The sequence below is a fragment of the Myxococcus sp. AB036A genome (genome assembly GCF_006547355.1).
Taxonomy (GTDB): Bacteria; Myxococcota; Myxococcia; order Myxococcales; family Myxococcaceae; genus Myxococcus; species Myxococcus virescens.
Genome location: NZ_VHLC01000009.1, coordinates 29,705 through 46,192, shown reverse-complemented (window position 1 = coordinate 46,192; position 16,488 = coordinate 29,705). Strand labels below are relative to the sequence as shown.

The following is a 16,488-nucleotide window of genomic DNA, read 5'->3' as shown; positions in this document are numbered from 1 at the left end:
TCCTGGCCCCCATATAAAGGAGGGGCCGGGGCCGCGAAAGCCCTGGAGTGAACGGCTGGACGCTCGGGCCACGAGCGGCACGGTCTCCCCGCGCCTGGCTGCTATCACAGGGCCCCAAGGAGGCACTTCCATGGCCATTTCCACCATCGACCCGGCGACCGGCAAGACGCTGCGCACCTTCACGCCCCTCTCCGCCGAGGAGCTGGAGGCGAAGCTCCAGACCGCCGCCGACACGTTCCGCGCCTACCGCGAGACGACCTTCGCCGACCGCGTCACCTGGCTGCGGCGCGCGGCCGACCTGCTGGAGGCCGAGGCCGACCGCTACGGCCGCATCATGACGCAGGAGATGGGCAAGCCCTTCGACGCCGCCAGGGCCGAGGCGAAGAAGTGCGCCACGGCCTGCCGCTACTACGTGGACAAGGGCGAGTCCCTCCTGCGCGACAGGCTCGTCGACATGGGCACCGGCCGCGCCTTCGTGCGCTACCAGCCCCTGGGGCCCGTGCTGGCCATCATGCCGTGGAACTTCCCCTTCTGGCAGGTGGTCCGCTTCGCCGCGCCCGCGCTGATGGCGGGGAACGTGGGCCTGCTCAAGCACGCCCACAACGTGCCCCAGTGCGCCCTGGCCCTGGAGGAACTCTTCCTTCAGGCGGGCTTCCCACGCGGCGCCTTCCAGACGCTGCTCATCGAGACAGCCGACGTCAATCGCGTCATCGAGGACCGCCGCGTGCGCGCGGTGACGCTCACCGGCAGCGAGGGCGCGGGCCGGGCCGTGGGCGCCGCCGCGGGCAAGGCCATCAAGAAGGTGGTGCTGGAGCTGGGCGGCAGTGACCCGTTCATCGTCATGCCCAGCGCGGACATGGAGAAGGCGGTGGAGACGGCGGTGTCCGCGCGCCTCATCAACAACGGCCAGTCCTGCATCGCCGCCAAGCGCTTCATCGTCGCCGACGCCATCTACCCCGAGTTCGAGCGTCGCTTCGTGGAGCGGATGAAGCGCGTCACGGTGGGCGACCCCATGGATGCGAAGACGGACCTGGGTCCCCTGGCGACGCGCGGCATCCTCGACGGGCTCCATGCCCAGGTGGAGGCCAGCGTGAAGGCCGGCGCGAGGCTGCTCCTGGGCGGCAAGCCCCTGGAGGGTCCGGGGAACTTCTACCCGGCCACCGTCCTGGCCGAGCCCCCGCCCCAGGCCCCCGCCTTCCACGACGAGCTCTTCGGCCCCGTGGCCACGCTGCTGCGCGCGCGTGACGTGGACCACGCCCTGGAGTTGGCCAACGCGACGCCGTTCGGCCTGGGCGCCAGCGTGTGGACGCAAGACGAAGCCGAGCAGCGGCGCTTCATCGACGGCATCGACGCGGGCATGGTGTTCGTCAACGCGCTGGTGGCGTCGGACGCCAGGCTTCCGTTTGGCGGCGTGAAGCACTCCGGCCACGGGCGCGAGCTGGCGGACGTGGGCATCCACGAGTTCGTCAACATCAAGTCCGTCCGCATCGCCGCGGCGGAGGAGACGAAGCAGCAGCCTCCGCCTCGCGCCGCCATCAGCGAGTAGACGGCCCTACAGCGGAACGGCCGGGGCGTGGCCTCACCGCGCCCCACTCGCATGAGCTGCCCCTGACGGAAGCGCAGCTCCGCGCAAGCGCACCGTTTTGCATGATATGCAACAGTTGCATGGATATCTTCCGTCTCGCGGATACGGTTGAGTTGAACAACGCATGGCTTGTCGGCCTGAGCGTGACCCTGATGCTGCTCGCGCTCTGGGCCCTTCTGGTGGCCTCCAGTGCGCTGCTGTACCAGGGCATCCGGCTGGTGGGCCTGAAGGTGCTGGAGCAGGCGGCAGACGCCCTTCGCAAGCGCGCCCGGCTGAGCGCCGCCCTCTTGTCCTTCGTGGTGGTGGTCGCCGGCATCGCGGTGCTGGGCTTCTCCCTGTGGGCGAAGAAGGACCTGGCCCCCCACTTCAATGCCTTGCTTGGGGGGGTGACGGCGGAAGGGCTGGCGAGCGTGGGGCGCGGAGCCGGGCTGCTGGTGCTGTTGATGGCGGCCTTCCTGGTGCTGGAACGCGCGGCGAGCCAGCTCCTGGTGCGGCTCGAACGCAGGTTGAACGAATGGCAGTTGCCCCCGGAGCAAAGGGCACATGCCCAGAAGGCGATGGAGCAGGGGCCCGGCTTCATCAAACTGCTGCTGGCCTACTTCGCGGTGGGCCTGGCGCTCGCCTCGCTGCAACTCCCGGCCGTGCTCGACTGGCTCATTGGCACCACCCTCTTCGTGCTGCTGGCCATCAGCGGCGGGCGGCTGGCGGTGTCCCTGCTGCACCTGGCGTCAGAGCGGCTGGTCGGGACCTGGGCGGCGAAGAGCACGGCCGCGAAGTACGAGGAGTACTTCCTGGCCCTCGGCCGGCTGCTCCCGGTGGGGCAGAAGAGCCTGGAGGCCATCGTCTACATCTCGGTGGCGACGCTCGTCATCCGCCGGTTCCAGGGCCTGGAGTTCTTTGCGCCATACGGGCCGGTGCTCATCCGCGTCATCGCCCTGTTCTTCGCCGCCAGCGTCGTCGTGGAGTTCGTCCGGCTGCTCATCGCGCGGGCATTCAAGGTGGACGGCCCCAACCTGGATGACGCGACCCGGCGGCGCAACACCTTCGTCGCCCTCATCCAGAGCGCCTCCAAATACCTGGTCTACTTCCTGGTGGGGATGATGGCGCTCAGCGACATTGGCGTGGACCCTACCCCCATCCTCGCTGGCGCCGGCATCGTCGGCCTCACCGTGGGCCTGGGCTCGCAGGCCATCGTCACGGACATGGTCAACGGCGTCTTCCTGCTCTTCGAAGACCAGATATTGAACGGCGACTACATCCGCATCAACGATACAGAGGGCGTGGTGGAGGAGATAACGCCTCGCATCACCCGCATTCGCGACCGCTTCGGGCGCCTTCACATCCTCCGCAATGGCGAGGTCAAGAATGTCATCAACTACAGCCGCGGCTGGACGCTGGCCGTCGTGGACATGGCCGTTGCCTACGAAAGCGACCTGAAGAAGGTGATGGATGTGATTCGCCAGGTGTGCGAGCAGGTGCCCATGCTGTCGCAGGGGAAGGTGTCCGAAATCCCCAAGCTTCTGGGTATCGAGAGCATGGACGAGAGCTGGATGACCATGCGCATCGAAGCCAAGGTGCAGCCAGGGACACACTTCGACGTGAAGCGGCTTCTCAACCGGCTGCTGATCGAGACCTTCACTGCCAATGGCCTGGAAATCCCCTACCCCAAGGGGGTGGAATACGAGGGGGGCCCGTTGCTTCCCGCCACCTCCGAGGCACCGCAGGAGGAGCCCCAGGCGCTCGCCGCCTCACACCGGTAACGATAGCGGTGCCTCCCCAGGATTCGAGTTGCTTCGTCTTCAGCCGCAATCCCTCTCACCCCTTGGAGTCCGTCCCATGAAGAAGGCTTTCCTCATCGCCCTGTCCCTGTCCCTGCCCGCGTTCGCCTCGTCCGACTTCGATTCGGAGGACCTGTCGGTGGACGTGGACCCGGAGGAACTCGTGAGCCAGGAGGCCGCCGACGCCAGCCGGCCGCCGCTGCTCCAGTTCTGCTGGAACCTCCACTACACGTCGTGCTCCGGCCCGGGTACGACGCAGCAGTGTACGGATGGCATCTGGTCCGACTACGTCTGCACCTGCCGCACCCTGGGCACGCGCAACGTCTGGGTCTGCCCCGAGGTCCGCTGAGCGCCGGGGGCGAGGACTGGGCCTGATATTCTCGCCCCGCTCGCAGTCCATCTTCACACCTGATTCTCGCATCCGGCACGGGTCCATCCGCGCGGCAATGCGCATGGCCTGCGTCGCCACCGTGGCGCCCCCTGAAGACAAGTCACCGTTCACCGGTTGGTGCCAGATTGAAGGGACTCGCGTGGCGCGCTGGAATTCCTGACGGACACACTGCGCACGTACCGCCGGGGCCGACCGTCCCCCCTCGCCAACCGCGAACCGCGTCCCACGTGGACGCGCCGGACAGCCCCGGGCGTGGCCCACGCCCCAGCGCCAGGCTTCTACCGCGTCCGCGTCTGGCCACCACCGCCGGGCGCGGCGTGGACCTCCTCCAGCGCCTGCGTCACCGCTTCCACTTCCGCACCGAGCTGCTCCACGCTCTGTCGCAGCCCCAGCCCGGCGATGTCCTCTCCCACAGTGTCCGCCGAGCGCACCCGCAGCACCTGCGCGTAGAGGCTCTCCAGGGTGTAGTAGAGGCGCATGTGCTCCGCCTCGAGCCGCGCCGCCGCGGTGGCCAGCTCCGCGCGCTGACGCCGCTGAGACTCCAGCGCGGCCAGCGCTCCGGCCAGCCGCTCCCGCACCACCGCGTCCTCTTCCGAAGCCACCCGCGCGGCCAGCGCGTCCCGCTCGGCGTCCAGTCGCTGGGCCTCATCCGGTGGCGCCAGCGCTCGCAGCTCCCGCTCACGGCGCACCAGCGCATGACACCCCTGCCGCAGTGCCTCCACCGTGCGCTCCGGCGCATGGACCAGCTCGCGCAGCACCGCGGGCCCGTCGCGCAGGGCCTCCATCAACCGGGCGCAGAGGGCGTCCACCTTCGCCACCCGGGCGTCCGCCTCCCCCTCCGAGGCACCCACGGGCGTTGGCGTCCGCACGTCGCGCTCGCGGCCCTCGTCACGCCGGGGACGCTCCAGGTGCTTCAACGAAGCCAGGAAGAAGCCCAGGGCCACGAAGACCAGCCACCACAGCCGGCGGGGCTGCGCCAGGGCCATCAACACACACGTTATCGACGCGGCGACGTAGGCGGCGCCCCGCGCGGGGTTGCGAGAGCGGTTGGACAGCACCTCCCGTTCGGCGCGGCGGGCGGCGCGCTTCGCCTCCCGCCGCCACTGCTTCTCCCACTTCCTGCGAATCTTCCGGGGCGGCATCTGCCCGGTGCGGCGCACCCAGGCCTCCACCGCCGCGTCCTCACGCGCACGGCCCTCCGAAAGCGCGTCTTCCAACCTGAGCAGGCGTTCATGTTGGAGACGGGAAGGTGGGGAAACCGGAGGTTGAGGACGTCCGCGAGGCACGGGGTGACGATAACGACGACACGTCCCCGCTGGGAGGGAATGCGCGCCATTCGTCGCCTGCTGCATATGCACGGTGCAACAAACGGAAATGCTCAACCGTTTGCATTCGCCCTGGGAAACTCCGTAGAGAATGTGCGCTGGCCGGGGGCGAAAAAGGGGGCAGGTGCCGTGGAGTTACCGGAGGCGAAGGGGGAGAGCGCCGGGTGGGAACCCGAGACCATCCGCGCCCTGCGAGGTGAGCAGAGCCGCGCGGCGTTTGCCCGCCTGCTGGGCGTCACCCCTCTCACCGTCTACCGCTGGGAGCTGCCGAGCGAAGCCCCTCAGGCCCGCCGTCCGCGTGGCCGCGTGGCCTTGGCGCTCCGCCAGCTCGCCGCGCGAGGCGAGGCCCCCACGCCCGTCGTCTCCGCGTCCCAGCGGCAGGAGCTGCATCCCGAGGAGCTGGCGCGCATCCTCCCCAGCGTCACCCACCTGACGCGGGCCGAGTGGCGAGCCGCCGAAGAGGAGCTGCTGTCACTGCTGGCCTCGGGCCTGCTGCGCACCCCGGGCGCGCGGGCCATGGCCGCGGTGGGACTGGCGTATCTCCAGCGCTGGGGCCGCGAGGACAGCCGGGGCGCCTTCACCACGCTGCTGCCCCACCTGGCGTTCGCGGACGCCGGCATCTTTCCCGAAGAGGTGGAGCTGCGCGTGCTCGCCATGGCGGCCAACCTCTACGCGTCACCGGACGGGAAGCTGTTCGACGCGAACAAGTCCGCCGCGTACGTGGCGCGCGCGGAGGCGCTGCTGGCCAACCACGACGACCCGGAGGTGCGCTGCCAGCTGCGCATGGCCGAGGTCGCCTGCGGCTTCTACCTGGGCGAGGCGGAGCGCATCACCCACGGGTCCGGACGGCTGGAGGATGCGCTCGAGCGGGTGAAGGACCCGGCCCTGCGACTGCTCGCCGAGGACGCCTGCGCCCACGAGGCGGCCCTGCGCGGCGAGGCCACCCTGGCCACGCGCCGCTTCCGCGAGGTGGCGCAGGGCGCGGCGCGGATGGGCTACGCCTTCCTGGAGGCGCGCAACCTGGCCTTCCTGGCCCAGCGCCGGCTGGACGAGGCCTGCGAGCCATCCGAGGCGCTCCAGTTGGTGCGCCGCGCGCGGGAGGCCGCGTATGGCGGGCGCATGGTCCGCGGCTTCTCCTTCATCTTCGCCGCGCGCGCGGAGGCCGAGGCCCTGCTGCGGCTGGCGCGCTTCGCGGAAGCCGAGGCCGTGCTGGATGAAGCGGACGCGGTGGTGGAGGAGCTGCGCTGGACGCCGCTGTACCTGACGGTGACGCGCGCGCGGCTGTACCTGCTCAGTGGCCAGTCCACGGGCCTGCGCAAGCTGGCGCGGCACCTGGCGGCCTACGACGGCACCATCCAGCGGGCCCTCACCGGGGCCTATGCCCAGTTCGCGGAGTCGCTGGGCGACCTCGCCGAGGGCAACGCGCATCGCGCTGCGGAGGGCTTCGCCGCGGCCGGCCAGCGCACCATGGAGCTGGGCGGCTGGCCCTACCTCCGCCGCGAATGTCTGCTGTACGAGACGTATGCGCGCGTCTACGCATGCCAGCGAGACGAGGGCCTGGTGCTGCTGCGGCGGGCGCGCGCCTTCCTGGAGCGCATGCCGTCCGCCTGGCACTCCGCCCTGCTCCACCGCTTCGAGGCCCTGCTGCACGTCCTGGACGGGCGCACCGCCGAAGCCCGGTCGCTGCTGGAGGCCGCGCTGGGCACCTTCAGCCTCACCGGCGACCTGTGCATGTCCGTCTACACGCGCCACCTGCTGGCGCTGTTGGCGCGGATGGAGGGCGACCCCGCCGCCGGCGAGCTGCTGGCCGCCAGTGAGGCGGAGCTGCGCCGCGTGGGCATGGTGGTGCACCAGCAACACTTCGTGCACCACGTCGCCCGCGAGCCCCACGCCACCGCCCGCGAAGCCGAGGGCGCTCCCCGCCTGGGCGCGGAGGCCCTGGTGGTGCCCTTCGAGCGGCTGTCGGTGCGCGGCATGGGCGCGCCCCTCATCCAGCGCGAGCTGCTGGCCGTGGTGGAGGGGCTCTTCCCCCACGGCGCGCCCCGGCTGGAGGAGCTGGACTCGCAGGGCCGGGCCACGCCGCTGGGCGGCGACACCTCCGTGCCCGCCACCGAGGCCGTGGAGTTCGGGGACGGCTGTGGCCGGCGGCTCCGCCTGGGCGTCGCGGGTCACCTGCCCCCGGACGGCCGCGCGCTGCTGACGGCGCTGTCCCGGCTGGGCGGCTTCGCGCTGGAGGTCGCCACCCTGCGCGGCTTCGCCCAGGTGGACGTGCCCGCGCTCGTCAGTGAGAACACGGACGAGCGGGACGCGGACGTGCCGGGCTTCATCGCCGCCTCGTCCGCCATGCGGCGGCTGCGCTCGGAGCTGGCGAGCCTGTCCTCCAGCCGCGCCACCGTCATCGTCACCGGCGAGTCCGGCTCCGGCAAGGAGGTGGTGGCGCGGGCGCTGCACGCCTTGTCCACGCGCTCGCAGCGGCCCTACGTGGCCTTCAACTGCGCCGCGGTGCCCCGGGACCTCTTTGAAGGGCAGCTCTTCGGCTACCGGCGCGGCGCGTACACCGGCGCGGCCACGGACCACCCCGGCGTCATCCGCGCCGCGCACGGCGGCACCCTCTTCCTGGACGAGATTGGCGAGCTCCCCCTGGAGGTGCAGCCCAAGCTGCTGCGCTTCCTGGAGAACGGCGAAGTCTTCCCGCTGGGAGAGATGCGGCCGGTGGAGGTGGACGTCCGGGTGGTGGCGGCCACGCACCGGGATTTGGGCCAGCTCGTGCGGGAGGGCCGCTTCCGCGAGGACCTCTACTACCGCCTCCAGGTGGTGCCGGTGCGCGTGCCCCCGCTGCGCGAGCGGCGCGAGGACGTGGTGGCGCTGGCCCGGCACTTCGTCCGGCAGCTCACGCCCGAGGGCATGGAGCCGCCGCAACTGGGGCCGGATGCCATCGCCGCGCTGATGTCACACCCGTGGCCCGGCAACGTGCGCGAGCTGCGCAACGTGATTGAGCGGTCCATGGCCTACGGGCCGTTCCCCGCGGTGCTGGGCGCGGAGCAGATGCGCATCGCGGGCTGAAGCCAGAGGAGTGGCCTCAGCCCGCGATGCGCTCCACCCTGTTTCCCCACACCCCTGTGGGAAGCGGCTCCAGAGGTGCGTGCGTCCACGCCTCTGGAAGAACACACCCACGGGTCGAAGAGGGGGGAAACTCCAACCCGGGGTGCCGAGGCCACCGAAGCGGCCTCATGCGAAAGATGTGTGTCTCCAGCGCCCACCGCGGCACCGGATGCACTGTGGGGGTGTTAAGCACCCGGCGTGCCAGTGCCCGGGAGGCGGATTGACTCAAATGGAAATCATCCGCGCGCCCGGACAGGGGGCGGACATATCCAATGGATGCAGGACAGCATCCATCTGAATCATTCCGGATACACTGGATGTCCAGCCGGCCCGACAGCCGAGCAGCCGCGCTGATGGCCGGGGTGAGCACCCAAGGGCCGTGTGGGACAGCAGCGAGGGGTGGAAGTGGGTTAAGGGGAGCGTGATGACCCACGCTGCCTCGTCCCGCCGGTTCCAGGCCTTCAGCCTGGGGGTGCTTGCCTTCACGCTGGTCGTGATTCTGTGGGGTGCCTTCGTGCGCGCCACGGGCTCGGGTGCCGGCTGTGGAGACCACTGGCCGGTGTGCAACGGCGAGGTCATCCCCCGGGCCCCCAGCGTCCAGACGCTCATCGAATACACGCACCGGCTGACGAGCGGCCTGGCGATGATTCTGGCGGTGGCGCTCTACGTCTGGGCCCGGAAGGGGCACGCCAAGGGCCACCCGGTGCGGAGCGCGGCGGCCTGGGCCCTGTTCTTCATGATGACGGAGGCGCTCGTCGGCGCGGGCATCGTGCTGCTGAAGTACGTGGCGGACAACGCCTCCGTGGGCCGCGCCCTGTGGATGGGCGTGCACCTGGTGAACACCTTCCTGCTGGTGGGCGCGCAGACGCTGGTCATCTGGTTCTCCCGGGGACGCGCCCCCCTTAGCCTGCGGGGACAGGGGCTGCCGGGCGCGCTGATGGGCCTGAGCATCCTGGGGCTGCTGGTGCTGGGCGTGAGTGGCGCGATCGCGGCGCTGGGGGACACCCTGTTCCCGTCCACCACGCTGGCGGAGGGCTTCCGCCAGGATATTTCGGAGACGGCGCACATCCTCATCAAGCTGCGGGTGCTGCACCCGCTGCTGGCGGTGAGCGTGGGCGCGTTCCTGGTGCTGGCGTCGCGGTGGGTGGCGCGGGTGCGGCCGTCGGAGGACGTGCGACGCGCGGCGTCCGCCATCACCGTGCTCTACGCGGTGCAACTGGGCGCGGGCGTCACCAACCTGCTGCTGCTGGCGCCGGTGTGGATGCAGTTGGTGCACCTGCTGCTGGCGGACTTCGTGTGGATGGCGGCGGTGGTGCTGTGCGCGGCGGGCCTGGCGGCGGATGCGCCCCGGGTGGTGGCTGAAGCCTCGCCTGCGTCGAGCGCCGAGCCGGTCTGACGGCGTTCGTCGTTATCGGACGCACGGGCGTGAGCGCCCCGCCCCGAAGTACTCATCCAGGGTGATACGCGCAGGGTGACGAGCCCGATACATGTGGCAGTCATGTCCAATCGGAACACCCGTCTTTCCCTTGCGTACGCGCTCGCGGCACTTGCACTGGGATGCTCCAGCAGCGCCACTGGCATTTCCAGCCGTCGCGACATGGCCCCTCACGACGCGTACGCTCAAGCCGCCTGTCTGGACAGCGCGACATGTTGCATTCAGCGATTCGGCCCGGATGCGTGTGGCCTCTCCGCCACCGAGGCCGCTGTGCTCATGGCGGGCTCGCAGGTCGCGGCGGAGGCCGACGCGCCGGACGTCGATGACGCCCACAACACCAACCTGCCCGAGTGGAAGCGCCGCTGCATCGCGACCTACGCCGAGTGCAAGGACGACGACTGGCAGGGCTCCTGCTACGGCTGCTTCCGCTACTGCGAGGGCCAGCAGGAATGGCCCATCAACAAGTGCCGCCCCCGCCGGGGCAAGAGGTAACAGGGCATGGCGGATGAACTTGAGTGGGAGCCCATACGAGCCCTCGCGCGGCGCGTGCGGGACGGTGAACGCCTGACGCTCACGGCGGAGGTGAGGGAAATGCTGGAACGCACCGCGCCGGAGGTAGGTATCGGCAAAGCCGACGCGGCAGCAGCCCTTGCCACGGCCGAAAAGTCCGAGGCCCTTCTGCTGGAATGCGCGCGCCGCATCAAGGAAGGCTCCGACCGCATTGTCGACGCGCTTTACCGTGCCAAGCGCCACCGAAAGGCCGGTGACTTCGACAGCGCCCGCCAGGAAATGCGGGAGGTGCTCGCCATCGAAGTGGTGCCACTCTATCGCGAGATAGCAGAAGGCCAGCTCGAAGACATGGCAGAGGAGCCATGACGACGACAGGAGCACGACAGTTGCCGTGCGTCAGCTCTCGTTACGGTTCGTCGTGAGCATCCAGAGTGCGGCCTTCGACGCGCGGATGGGCTGGCGTCTGGACGATGACCTTCGCGCCTTCTCCCTTTCAGCGACTGTCTCGAGCGTGCCCTCGCGAGCGGCAACCGATTCTTCTGGCTCGACGAGCAAGACTAACGCGTCGAACGCACCGCCGTGCCCAGCCGCAGCCCCCGGGGCACCACCACACGCTCCACGGCGTCGAACAGGCCACTGGCGAGCAGTGCCAGCGCGGCCGCGGGGACCGCGCCCTCCAAGATGAGCCGCACGTCATCCAACCGGATGCCCGTGAGAATCGGCTGACCGTAGCCCCCTGCCCCCACCAGCGCGCCCAGCGTGGCGGTGCCCACGTTGATGACCGCGGCCGTCTGGATGCCCGCGAGGATGGACGGCGCCGCCATGGGCAATTCGATGCGCCACAGCCGCGCCAGCGCAGGCAGGCCCAGCGCCTCCGCGGACTCGCGAACCTCGGGTGGGATTCCGGCCAACCCCGCCGCTGTGTTCCGGACAATGGGCAACAGGCTGTAGAGGAACAACGCGGCAATCGCCGGACGTGAGCCGATTCCCAGCAGCGGAATCATCACCACCAGCAGCGCCAGCGACGGCACCGTCTGGATGACACCCGTCAGTCCCAGCACACCGCGCCCCAGCCGAGGCCGCCGCGCGGCCAGCACGCCCAAGGGCACCGCGAGCGCCATCGCCGCCAGCAGCGACACACCCACCAGGAACAGGTGCTCACGCGTCCGCTTCCACACGCGAGAAGCCAGCCCGTCCCCGCGCACCTCCGAAGTGACTCCCAGCGCCGTGGCGAGGAAACCCGACGCCACGCGGCCTTCCGACACGCGCTCCAGCCGGGCCCGCGCGTTGAGCTTCACCATGTCCTCCTCGGACACGCGGCCTTCCAGACGCAGCATCGCGGCCAGGGCCTCGGGCGCCCGCGCCTCCAGGTCGTCGCGATACAGCAGCACCGCGTCATACGCGGGGAAGTGGCGCAGGTCGTCCTCCAGCACACGCAACCCATAGGCCTCAATCTCCGCATCAGTGGAGTACAGGTCCGTGAGCTGGAGCGACCCGCTCTCCATGCCTCGGTACGCCAAATCATGGTCCAGCCCGCGCACGTCCCGCTGCGGCAGCCGGTAGCTGTCTCGCAAGGCGGGCCAGCCATCCGCGCGGTCCATGAACTCGTTGCTGAAACCGAAACGCAGCGAAGGATGGGCACGCAAATCAGAGATGCGGCGAATGCCCAGCCGCTCGGCCTCCGCTTCCTTCATGCCCAGCGCATACGTGTTGTTGAAGCCCAGCGGCTCGCTCATCCGAAGCCCAGACTCAGCCAAGGCCGCACGCAGCGCCGCGTCGTCCGGCAGGTCGCGCCCGGACAGCAACTCCTGTCGCAACGTGCCCGTGTACTCGGGGTACACGTCGAGCTCGCCCCGGCGCAGCGCCTCCCAGAGCACGGCGGTACCGCCCAGCTCCCGCCGGTGCGTGACCCGCGCGCCGGTGCTCCGCGCGAGCTGCGTCACCGCTTCACCCAAGATGACGGACTCGGTGAACTTCTTGGAGCCCACGCGCACCTGGGGCACGCCGTCCCCAGACGAGGACGCCCCGCCACACGCCCCCACGAGCAGCAACACCAGGAGCCACCCTCTCACGCCGCGCCTCCCAGCCCACCGCCAGGCAGAGGCCGCTGCGCCTGGATGAACCGGGTGACGAAGTCATCCGTCGGCCGCGCCTCCAAATCCGCGAGCCGTCCCTGCTGCACCACGCGTCCCTCTCGCATGAGCAGGATGCTGTCCCCCAGGAAGCCCGCCTCCGCCAGGTCATGCGTCACCAGCACCACCGTCTTGCGCAGCCGGGCGAAGATGCCGCGCAGGTCACCTTGCAGCTCGTGACGGACCAGCGGATCCAACGCACCCAGGGGCTCGTCCAGCAGCAACACGTCCGGGTCTAACATCAACGCGCGCATCAGCGCCACCCGCTGACGCTGACCACCGGAGAGCTGCGAGGGATAGCGCGCCAGCGCGTCCGTGGGAAAGCGCGTCAACTCCACCAGAACATCCAGCCGATCGCGCGTCTTCGCCGCGGGCCAGCGCAGGTGGCTCGCCATCAGGGTGACGTTCTCCTCGCCCGTGAGATGCGGAAAGAGGCCGCCCCCCTGGAGCGCGTACCCCACGCGATGGCGCACCGCGAGCAGCGCATCCCCTCCCGTGGGCAGCGGCTTGCCATCGAAGAGGACACGCCCGGTGTCACACGGCAGCAACCCGTTGAGCAGGCGCAGCAGCGTGGACTTGCCACAGCCGCTCGGTCCCAGCAGCACCGTGGTGCGTCCTGTCGGCAGGCTCAAGCTGAGCGGATGCAAGGCCTGCGTGGCCCCGTAGCATTTGGAGACGTCCTGGAGCTCGTACACGAGATGTCGTCCTTCGCTGCATCAAGGCAGGGTGAACGCGCCGTTGCAGACGGCGGGATACGGCGACTCAGAGGCCCGGTGACTGCACGCAGCGAAGAGCGCCCGGTCCTCCCACGTCACGGCCGCGGCCCACACGAGCAGCGGCCCCTCGGAAGACGGCACCGTGAAGCGCGCGCATCGCGTGTCCAGGTTCTCCAGTCGGCAGGGCACTTCCTCGACGGGCCCCGCTCCCGGCAGCGCGTCCACCAACTCCGCCACGCTCTGCGAGCGCCAGCGCTCCGTCACCTGGGATTGGGCCGGTTCGTAGAGGCTCCACAACAGCGATGCCCCCTCGCAGCGAATGCGTCCCGCGCGCGCAGTGGACGCGGCGAGCTGACATCCATCCGGCACGGCCAGGGCCCGCCAGGGCAGGCGCGGCGGAACGAGCAGCGCCTCGCGTCCCAGCGTCTCGCCCTCGGGGCTGCCATTCGAGGCAAGGGACTCGAGCAACTCCAGGCAGCGCGCCAGCAAGGGCCGCACGGGCGCCTGGACCACGCACCCGAGCTGCCGCACCCGCCCCAGTGTCCCGGTGACAGCGGATGCATACCCGGCGGCGCGACAGTCCTCCGCCTCACACGCTTCGACACGGACCGAAGGCCACGGACTTCCCGCCAGCGGCAGCGCTTCCTCCACCACCGTGGCACCGGGCCCCAACCGTTCGGTGATTCGAGCCTGAGCCTCCGTCAGTGCCTGCTCGGGCGTCAGGTCCTCCCGCTCGGTCAGCCACACCGTCACGCCATCACAGCGGTACAGCCGCGAGTCGGCCCGGTCCGGCACCGGCGCGCACCCCTCGAACAAGGCGCGGGCTTCGGGGAGGAAGGGGCCCACGGGCGTCGCGCCCTCGGGGGCCACGGGCGACACACGAGGCGCGGGCGCGGCGCACGAGCACAGGGCCCCGGCCAGGTACACCCACAGCAGCCTCGCGGTGGTCCTCATGCCGCCGGAGTTAGGCGCCCCCTCTGCGTCACGTCAACCCGGCAGGCCGGGCGAATGGATGGCGCGTTCACTCGAATGACTCTTTCAGCCCTTGAGCCCGCTGCAGATGACGGTCCGCGAGGTTGCCCGTCCTGTCGAGCATGAGGGTGAACGCCCCATCGTTCTTGTACGTCGTCTTCGCCTGCTTCACGAGCCGCAGGCCTTCCTCCTGGTCCTCGATGACGCGCTTCAGGAAGGCCTCGTCGAAGTCCTGGCCCTGCGCCTTGCGGAGCACGTCCAGGTGCTGCTGGGCATACGCCACGGCCTGCTCCAGGCGGGCGTCCGCGCGCTGCATGGGCAGACTCGGCCCCGGGATGAGGCCCCCGTCCTTGCTCCCCGAGCCGCCAATCCCCGGGGTGGTCCGGGGCTGCGTGAGGTCCGCCACCACCATGTCCATGGACGGCGAGCTTCCCCACGCCTTCAAGTCCTGGAGGTGCCGACGGTGGTCCTCCACCAGCCGCAACGCGAACTGCCGCACCTGCGGGTTGGCCGACTTCTCCAACGCCAGGTTGCCCGCCGCGATGGTCTTCGCGTCGAAGAGGGCGAGCTGTGCCAGGAGCAGGTCCCGCGCTGACAAGACGTTTCGCGTCTGCCCCGCCTGGGGCGCCTCCGCCCGGGCGGTGAGCCCCAGCAGGGGGCCGGTGCCCCACAGGGCCGCAAGGACCGCCACGCCGCCTGCTCTGCCAAGCCTTCCAGTCATGTCCACCTCCCGACGAAGCGATGTCCGAAGGTGGGTGCCGCGTGGCGCCCACGGCAAACACGGCCTGCCCGGCGGGGCCTCCCCATGGGGCCCCGTGAACACGAGACTCAGTCCTGGCGCTTGGCCGCTACCACGACGTTGGCGCCAGCGGGCCCGGACAGCGGCACCACGCCGAGCGTGACGGCGGCGCCATCCTGGACGTTCGCGTGGGTCGCCTCGGCGCGCAGCATCGGCAGGCCATGCGGCTGCTTCTGGAGGAACGCGATGAGCTTCTCACGAACCATGCAGCGCAAGTCCCACGCCTTGCCCGAATCCGGCGCGCTCACCAGCGCGCGCAGCTTGATGGTGCGCTCGGTGCACTCCGTCACCTGAAGGCCTGCCACCTTGCCGTCCCACAGGCCCACGCCGTCCGTCTCGCAGATGCGCCGCAGCTCGGCGCGAACCGCTGGCACGTCCGTGCGGAAGTCCACGAACACCTCCGCGGTGCCCATGATGTCCGGCGACACCTTGCTCCAGTTCTGGAAGGGCTTGTCGAGGAAGTGGCTCATCGGCACCACCAGCCGGCGCAAATCCCACACCTTCACGACGATGTACGTGAGCGTGATTTCCTCCACCCAGCCCCACTCGCCCTCCACGATGACGGTGTCGCCAATGCGCACCGGCTGGGTGATGGAGAGCTGGATGCCCGCCAGCAGGGTGGAGATGGACTTCTGCGCGGCGAGGCCCAGCACCAGGCCGGCGATGCCCGCGGAGGCCAGCAGCGACACACCCACGTTGCGCACCGCCTCGAACTGGAGCAGCAGCAGCGAGCCCGCCACCAGCACCACGGTGCACTCGATGACCCGGCGCATGACAGCCAACTGCGTGCGCAGCCCGCGCACGCGCGCCACGTCCTGGCTCTCCGTGCCCACGCGGTGCTCCAGGAAGCCCGCCGCCAGCTTCACGAAGCGCATGAGGAACCACGCCAGCGACGCGATGACGAGCGAGCGCGCCACCAGGTCCACCAGGTGCTGCGCGGGCGGAGGCAACAGCAGCATCCGCGTGCCGGAAGCCACCACCAGCGCCGCCACCGGGTGCCGCAAGGGCCCCTTCCCCGCCGACACCAACTGGTCGTCCCACCCCGACTGCGTGATGCCCGTCGCCCGCGAGCCCACCCGCAGCGCCACCGCCTCCACCAGCCGGCCCGCCAGCCACGCCGCCACCAGCAGCACACCCAGGCCCAGCCACTGCCACAGCTCCAGCACCCACACCGGCCGCACGAAGAGCAGCGGCGGCAGCTTCTCCAGCACGGGCGAGCCGTACACGGCGAAGAGCGTGTCGATGGCGCGCACCGTGTCCTCGCTGAAGACCCAGACGGCCCCCTCCGGGCGCTCCATGCGCTGCAGGCGGATGTCCACCGCGCCGCGCGGCAGCGGAATCTGCCCCAGCGAGTCGTAGACGGGGTCGGCCGGGTCACCTTCCGGTTTCTGGCTGATGTTCGAGTAGTCCAGCCACAGCATCCGGTCCATCACGAAGACCAGCCGCCGCGCCAGCCGCAGCCCCTCTTCCGCCTGCTGCTCCGGAGGCAGGTGGGACAGAGACAGATAGTGGGGCGCGCGCGCCGCGTCCCGCGCATGGGCCGCGTCCAGGAAGCCCGCCGTTGTCGCCATGGGCGTGCGGCGATCCACATCCACTGGGGGCTCGCCCAGCCCTCCATTCAGCGCGAACCCCGGCAGGGGCAGCAGCAACATCAGGAGCAGGGCGAAGCCACGGCGCATGTCGTTTCCTTCGAAGTCTGGAGGAGAATGATTTGAACACCAACAATCACGAACGACACGGGCT

General features: G+C 70.2%; 13 protein-coding genes. 7 read left to right on the top strand and 6 right to left on the bottom strand.

Translation table 11 applies throughout. From position 1 onward, the window contains the following. Positions 1–130 precede the first annotated feature (130 nt). The 3 genes from FL344_RS05900 (at position 131) to FL344_RS05890 (ending at position 3,712) form a co-directional block, all read left to right on the top strand. Positions 131–1,546: an NAD-dependent succinate-semialdehyde dehydrogenase gene (locus FL344_RS05900; RefSeq protein WP_141617830.1), complete on the top strand. Its 1,416-nt coding sequence runs from the start codon at positions 131–133 to the stop codon at positions 1,544–1,546. Between the two features lie 119 nt (positions 1,547–1,665). Further along, on the top strand, positions 1,666–3,345 hold the full coding sequence (locus tag FL344_RS05895) for a mechanosensitive ion channel family protein (protein ID WP_228564813.1): 1,680 nt from the start codon (positions 1,666–1,668) through the stop codon (positions 3,343–3,345). A 76-nt stretch (positions 3,346–3,421) separates the two neighbouring features. Beyond that, positions 3,422–3,712 carry a hypothetical protein gene (locus FL344_RS05890; RefSeq protein ID WP_225909723.1) on the top strand — a complete coding sequence of 97 codons (291 nt, stop codon included), beginning with the start codon at positions 3,422–3,424 and terminating at the stop codon, positions 3,710–3,712. A gap of 320 nt (positions 3,713–4,032) precedes the next feature. Here the strand turns inward: FL344_RS05890 and FL344_RS05885 are convergent, their stop codons facing one another. Then, positions 4,033–5,112 (bottom strand): hypothetical protein, encoded by a 1,080-nt coding sequence (locus FL344_RS05885; RefSeq protein WP_141617829.1) that lies wholly within the window; start codon positions 5,110–5,112, stop codon positions 4,033–4,035. Between the two features lie 96 nt (positions 5,113–5,208). On the opposite strand from FL344_RS05885, the gene FL344_RS05880 reads away from it, so the two are divergent. The 4 genes from FL344_RS05880 (at position 5,209) to FL344_RS05865 (ending at position 10,492) form a co-directional block, all read left to right on the top strand. After that, the gene (locus FL344_RS05880; RefSeq protein ID WP_141617828.1) at positions 5,209–8,142 is read left to right on the top strand and encodes a sigma-54 dependent transcriptional regulator; all 2,934 of its coding nucleotides are present in this window, start codon (positions 5,209–5,211) and stop codon (positions 8,140–8,142) included. A 463-nt stretch (positions 8,143–8,605) separates the two neighbouring features. Next, positions 8,606–9,577: a COX15/CtaA family protein gene (locus tag FL344_RS05875; RefSeq protein ID WP_141591625.1), complete on the top strand. Its 972-nt coding sequence runs from the start codon at positions 8,606–8,608 to the stop codon at positions 9,575–9,577. A 201-nt stretch (positions 9,578–9,778) separates the two neighbouring features. After that, positions 9,779–10,108 carry a hypothetical protein gene (locus FL344_RS05870; RefSeq protein WP_228564811.1) on the top strand — a complete coding sequence of 110 codons (330 nt, stop codon included), beginning with the start codon at positions 9,779–9,781 and terminating at the stop codon, positions 10,106–10,108. Between the two features lie 6 nt (positions 10,109–10,114). After that, the gene (locus tag FL344_RS05865; RefSeq protein ID WP_141617826.1) at positions 10,115–10,492 is read left to right on the top strand and encodes a DUSAM domain-containing protein; all 378 of its coding nucleotides are present in this window, start codon (positions 10,115–10,117) and stop codon (positions 10,490–10,492) included. A gap of 191 nt (positions 10,493–10,683) precedes the next feature. On the opposite strand, the gene FL344_RS05860 is transcribed toward FL344_RS05865, so the two are convergent. The 5 genes from FL344_RS05860 to FL344_RS05840 all read right to left on the bottom strand — a co-directional run bounded on the left by FL344_RS05860 (position 10,684) and on the right by FL344_RS05840 (position 16,424). Beyond that, complete coding sequence (locus FL344_RS05860; protein ID WP_141617825.1) at positions 10,684–12,198, bottom strand: glycine betaine ABC transporter substrate-binding protein; 1,515 nt, start codon at positions 12,196–12,198, stop codon at positions 10,684–10,686. Beyond that, entirely contained in the window at positions 12,195–12,953 is a 759-nt protein-coding gene (locus FL344_RS05855) for an ATP-binding cassette domain-containing protein (RefSeq protein ID WP_141617824.1), read from the bottom strand. Before FL344_RS05855 ends, FL344_RS05860 begins: the two co-directional genes overlap by 4 nt. Before the next feature lie 21 nt (positions 12,954–12,974). Beyond that, the gene (locus FL344_RS05850; protein WP_194863004.1) at positions 12,975–13,928 is read right to left on the bottom strand and encodes a hypothetical protein; all 954 of its coding nucleotides are present in this window, start codon (positions 13,926–13,928) and stop codon (positions 12,975–12,977) included. A 67-nt stretch (positions 13,929–13,995) separates the two neighbouring features. Next, positions 13,996–14,667 carry a DUF4142 domain-containing protein gene (locus tag FL344_RS05845; protein WP_228564810.1) on the bottom strand — a complete coding sequence of 224 codons (672 nt, stop codon included), beginning with the start codon at positions 14,665–14,667 and terminating at the stop codon, positions 13,996–13,998. A 107-nt stretch (positions 14,668–14,774) separates the two neighbouring features. Beyond that, a complete protein-coding gene (locus FL344_RS05840) occupies positions 14,775–16,424 on the bottom strand; it encodes a mechanosensitive ion channel family protein (RefSeq protein ID WP_141617822.1) in 1,650 nt (549 codons plus the stop codon). Positions 16,425–16,488: the final 64 nt, after the last annotated feature.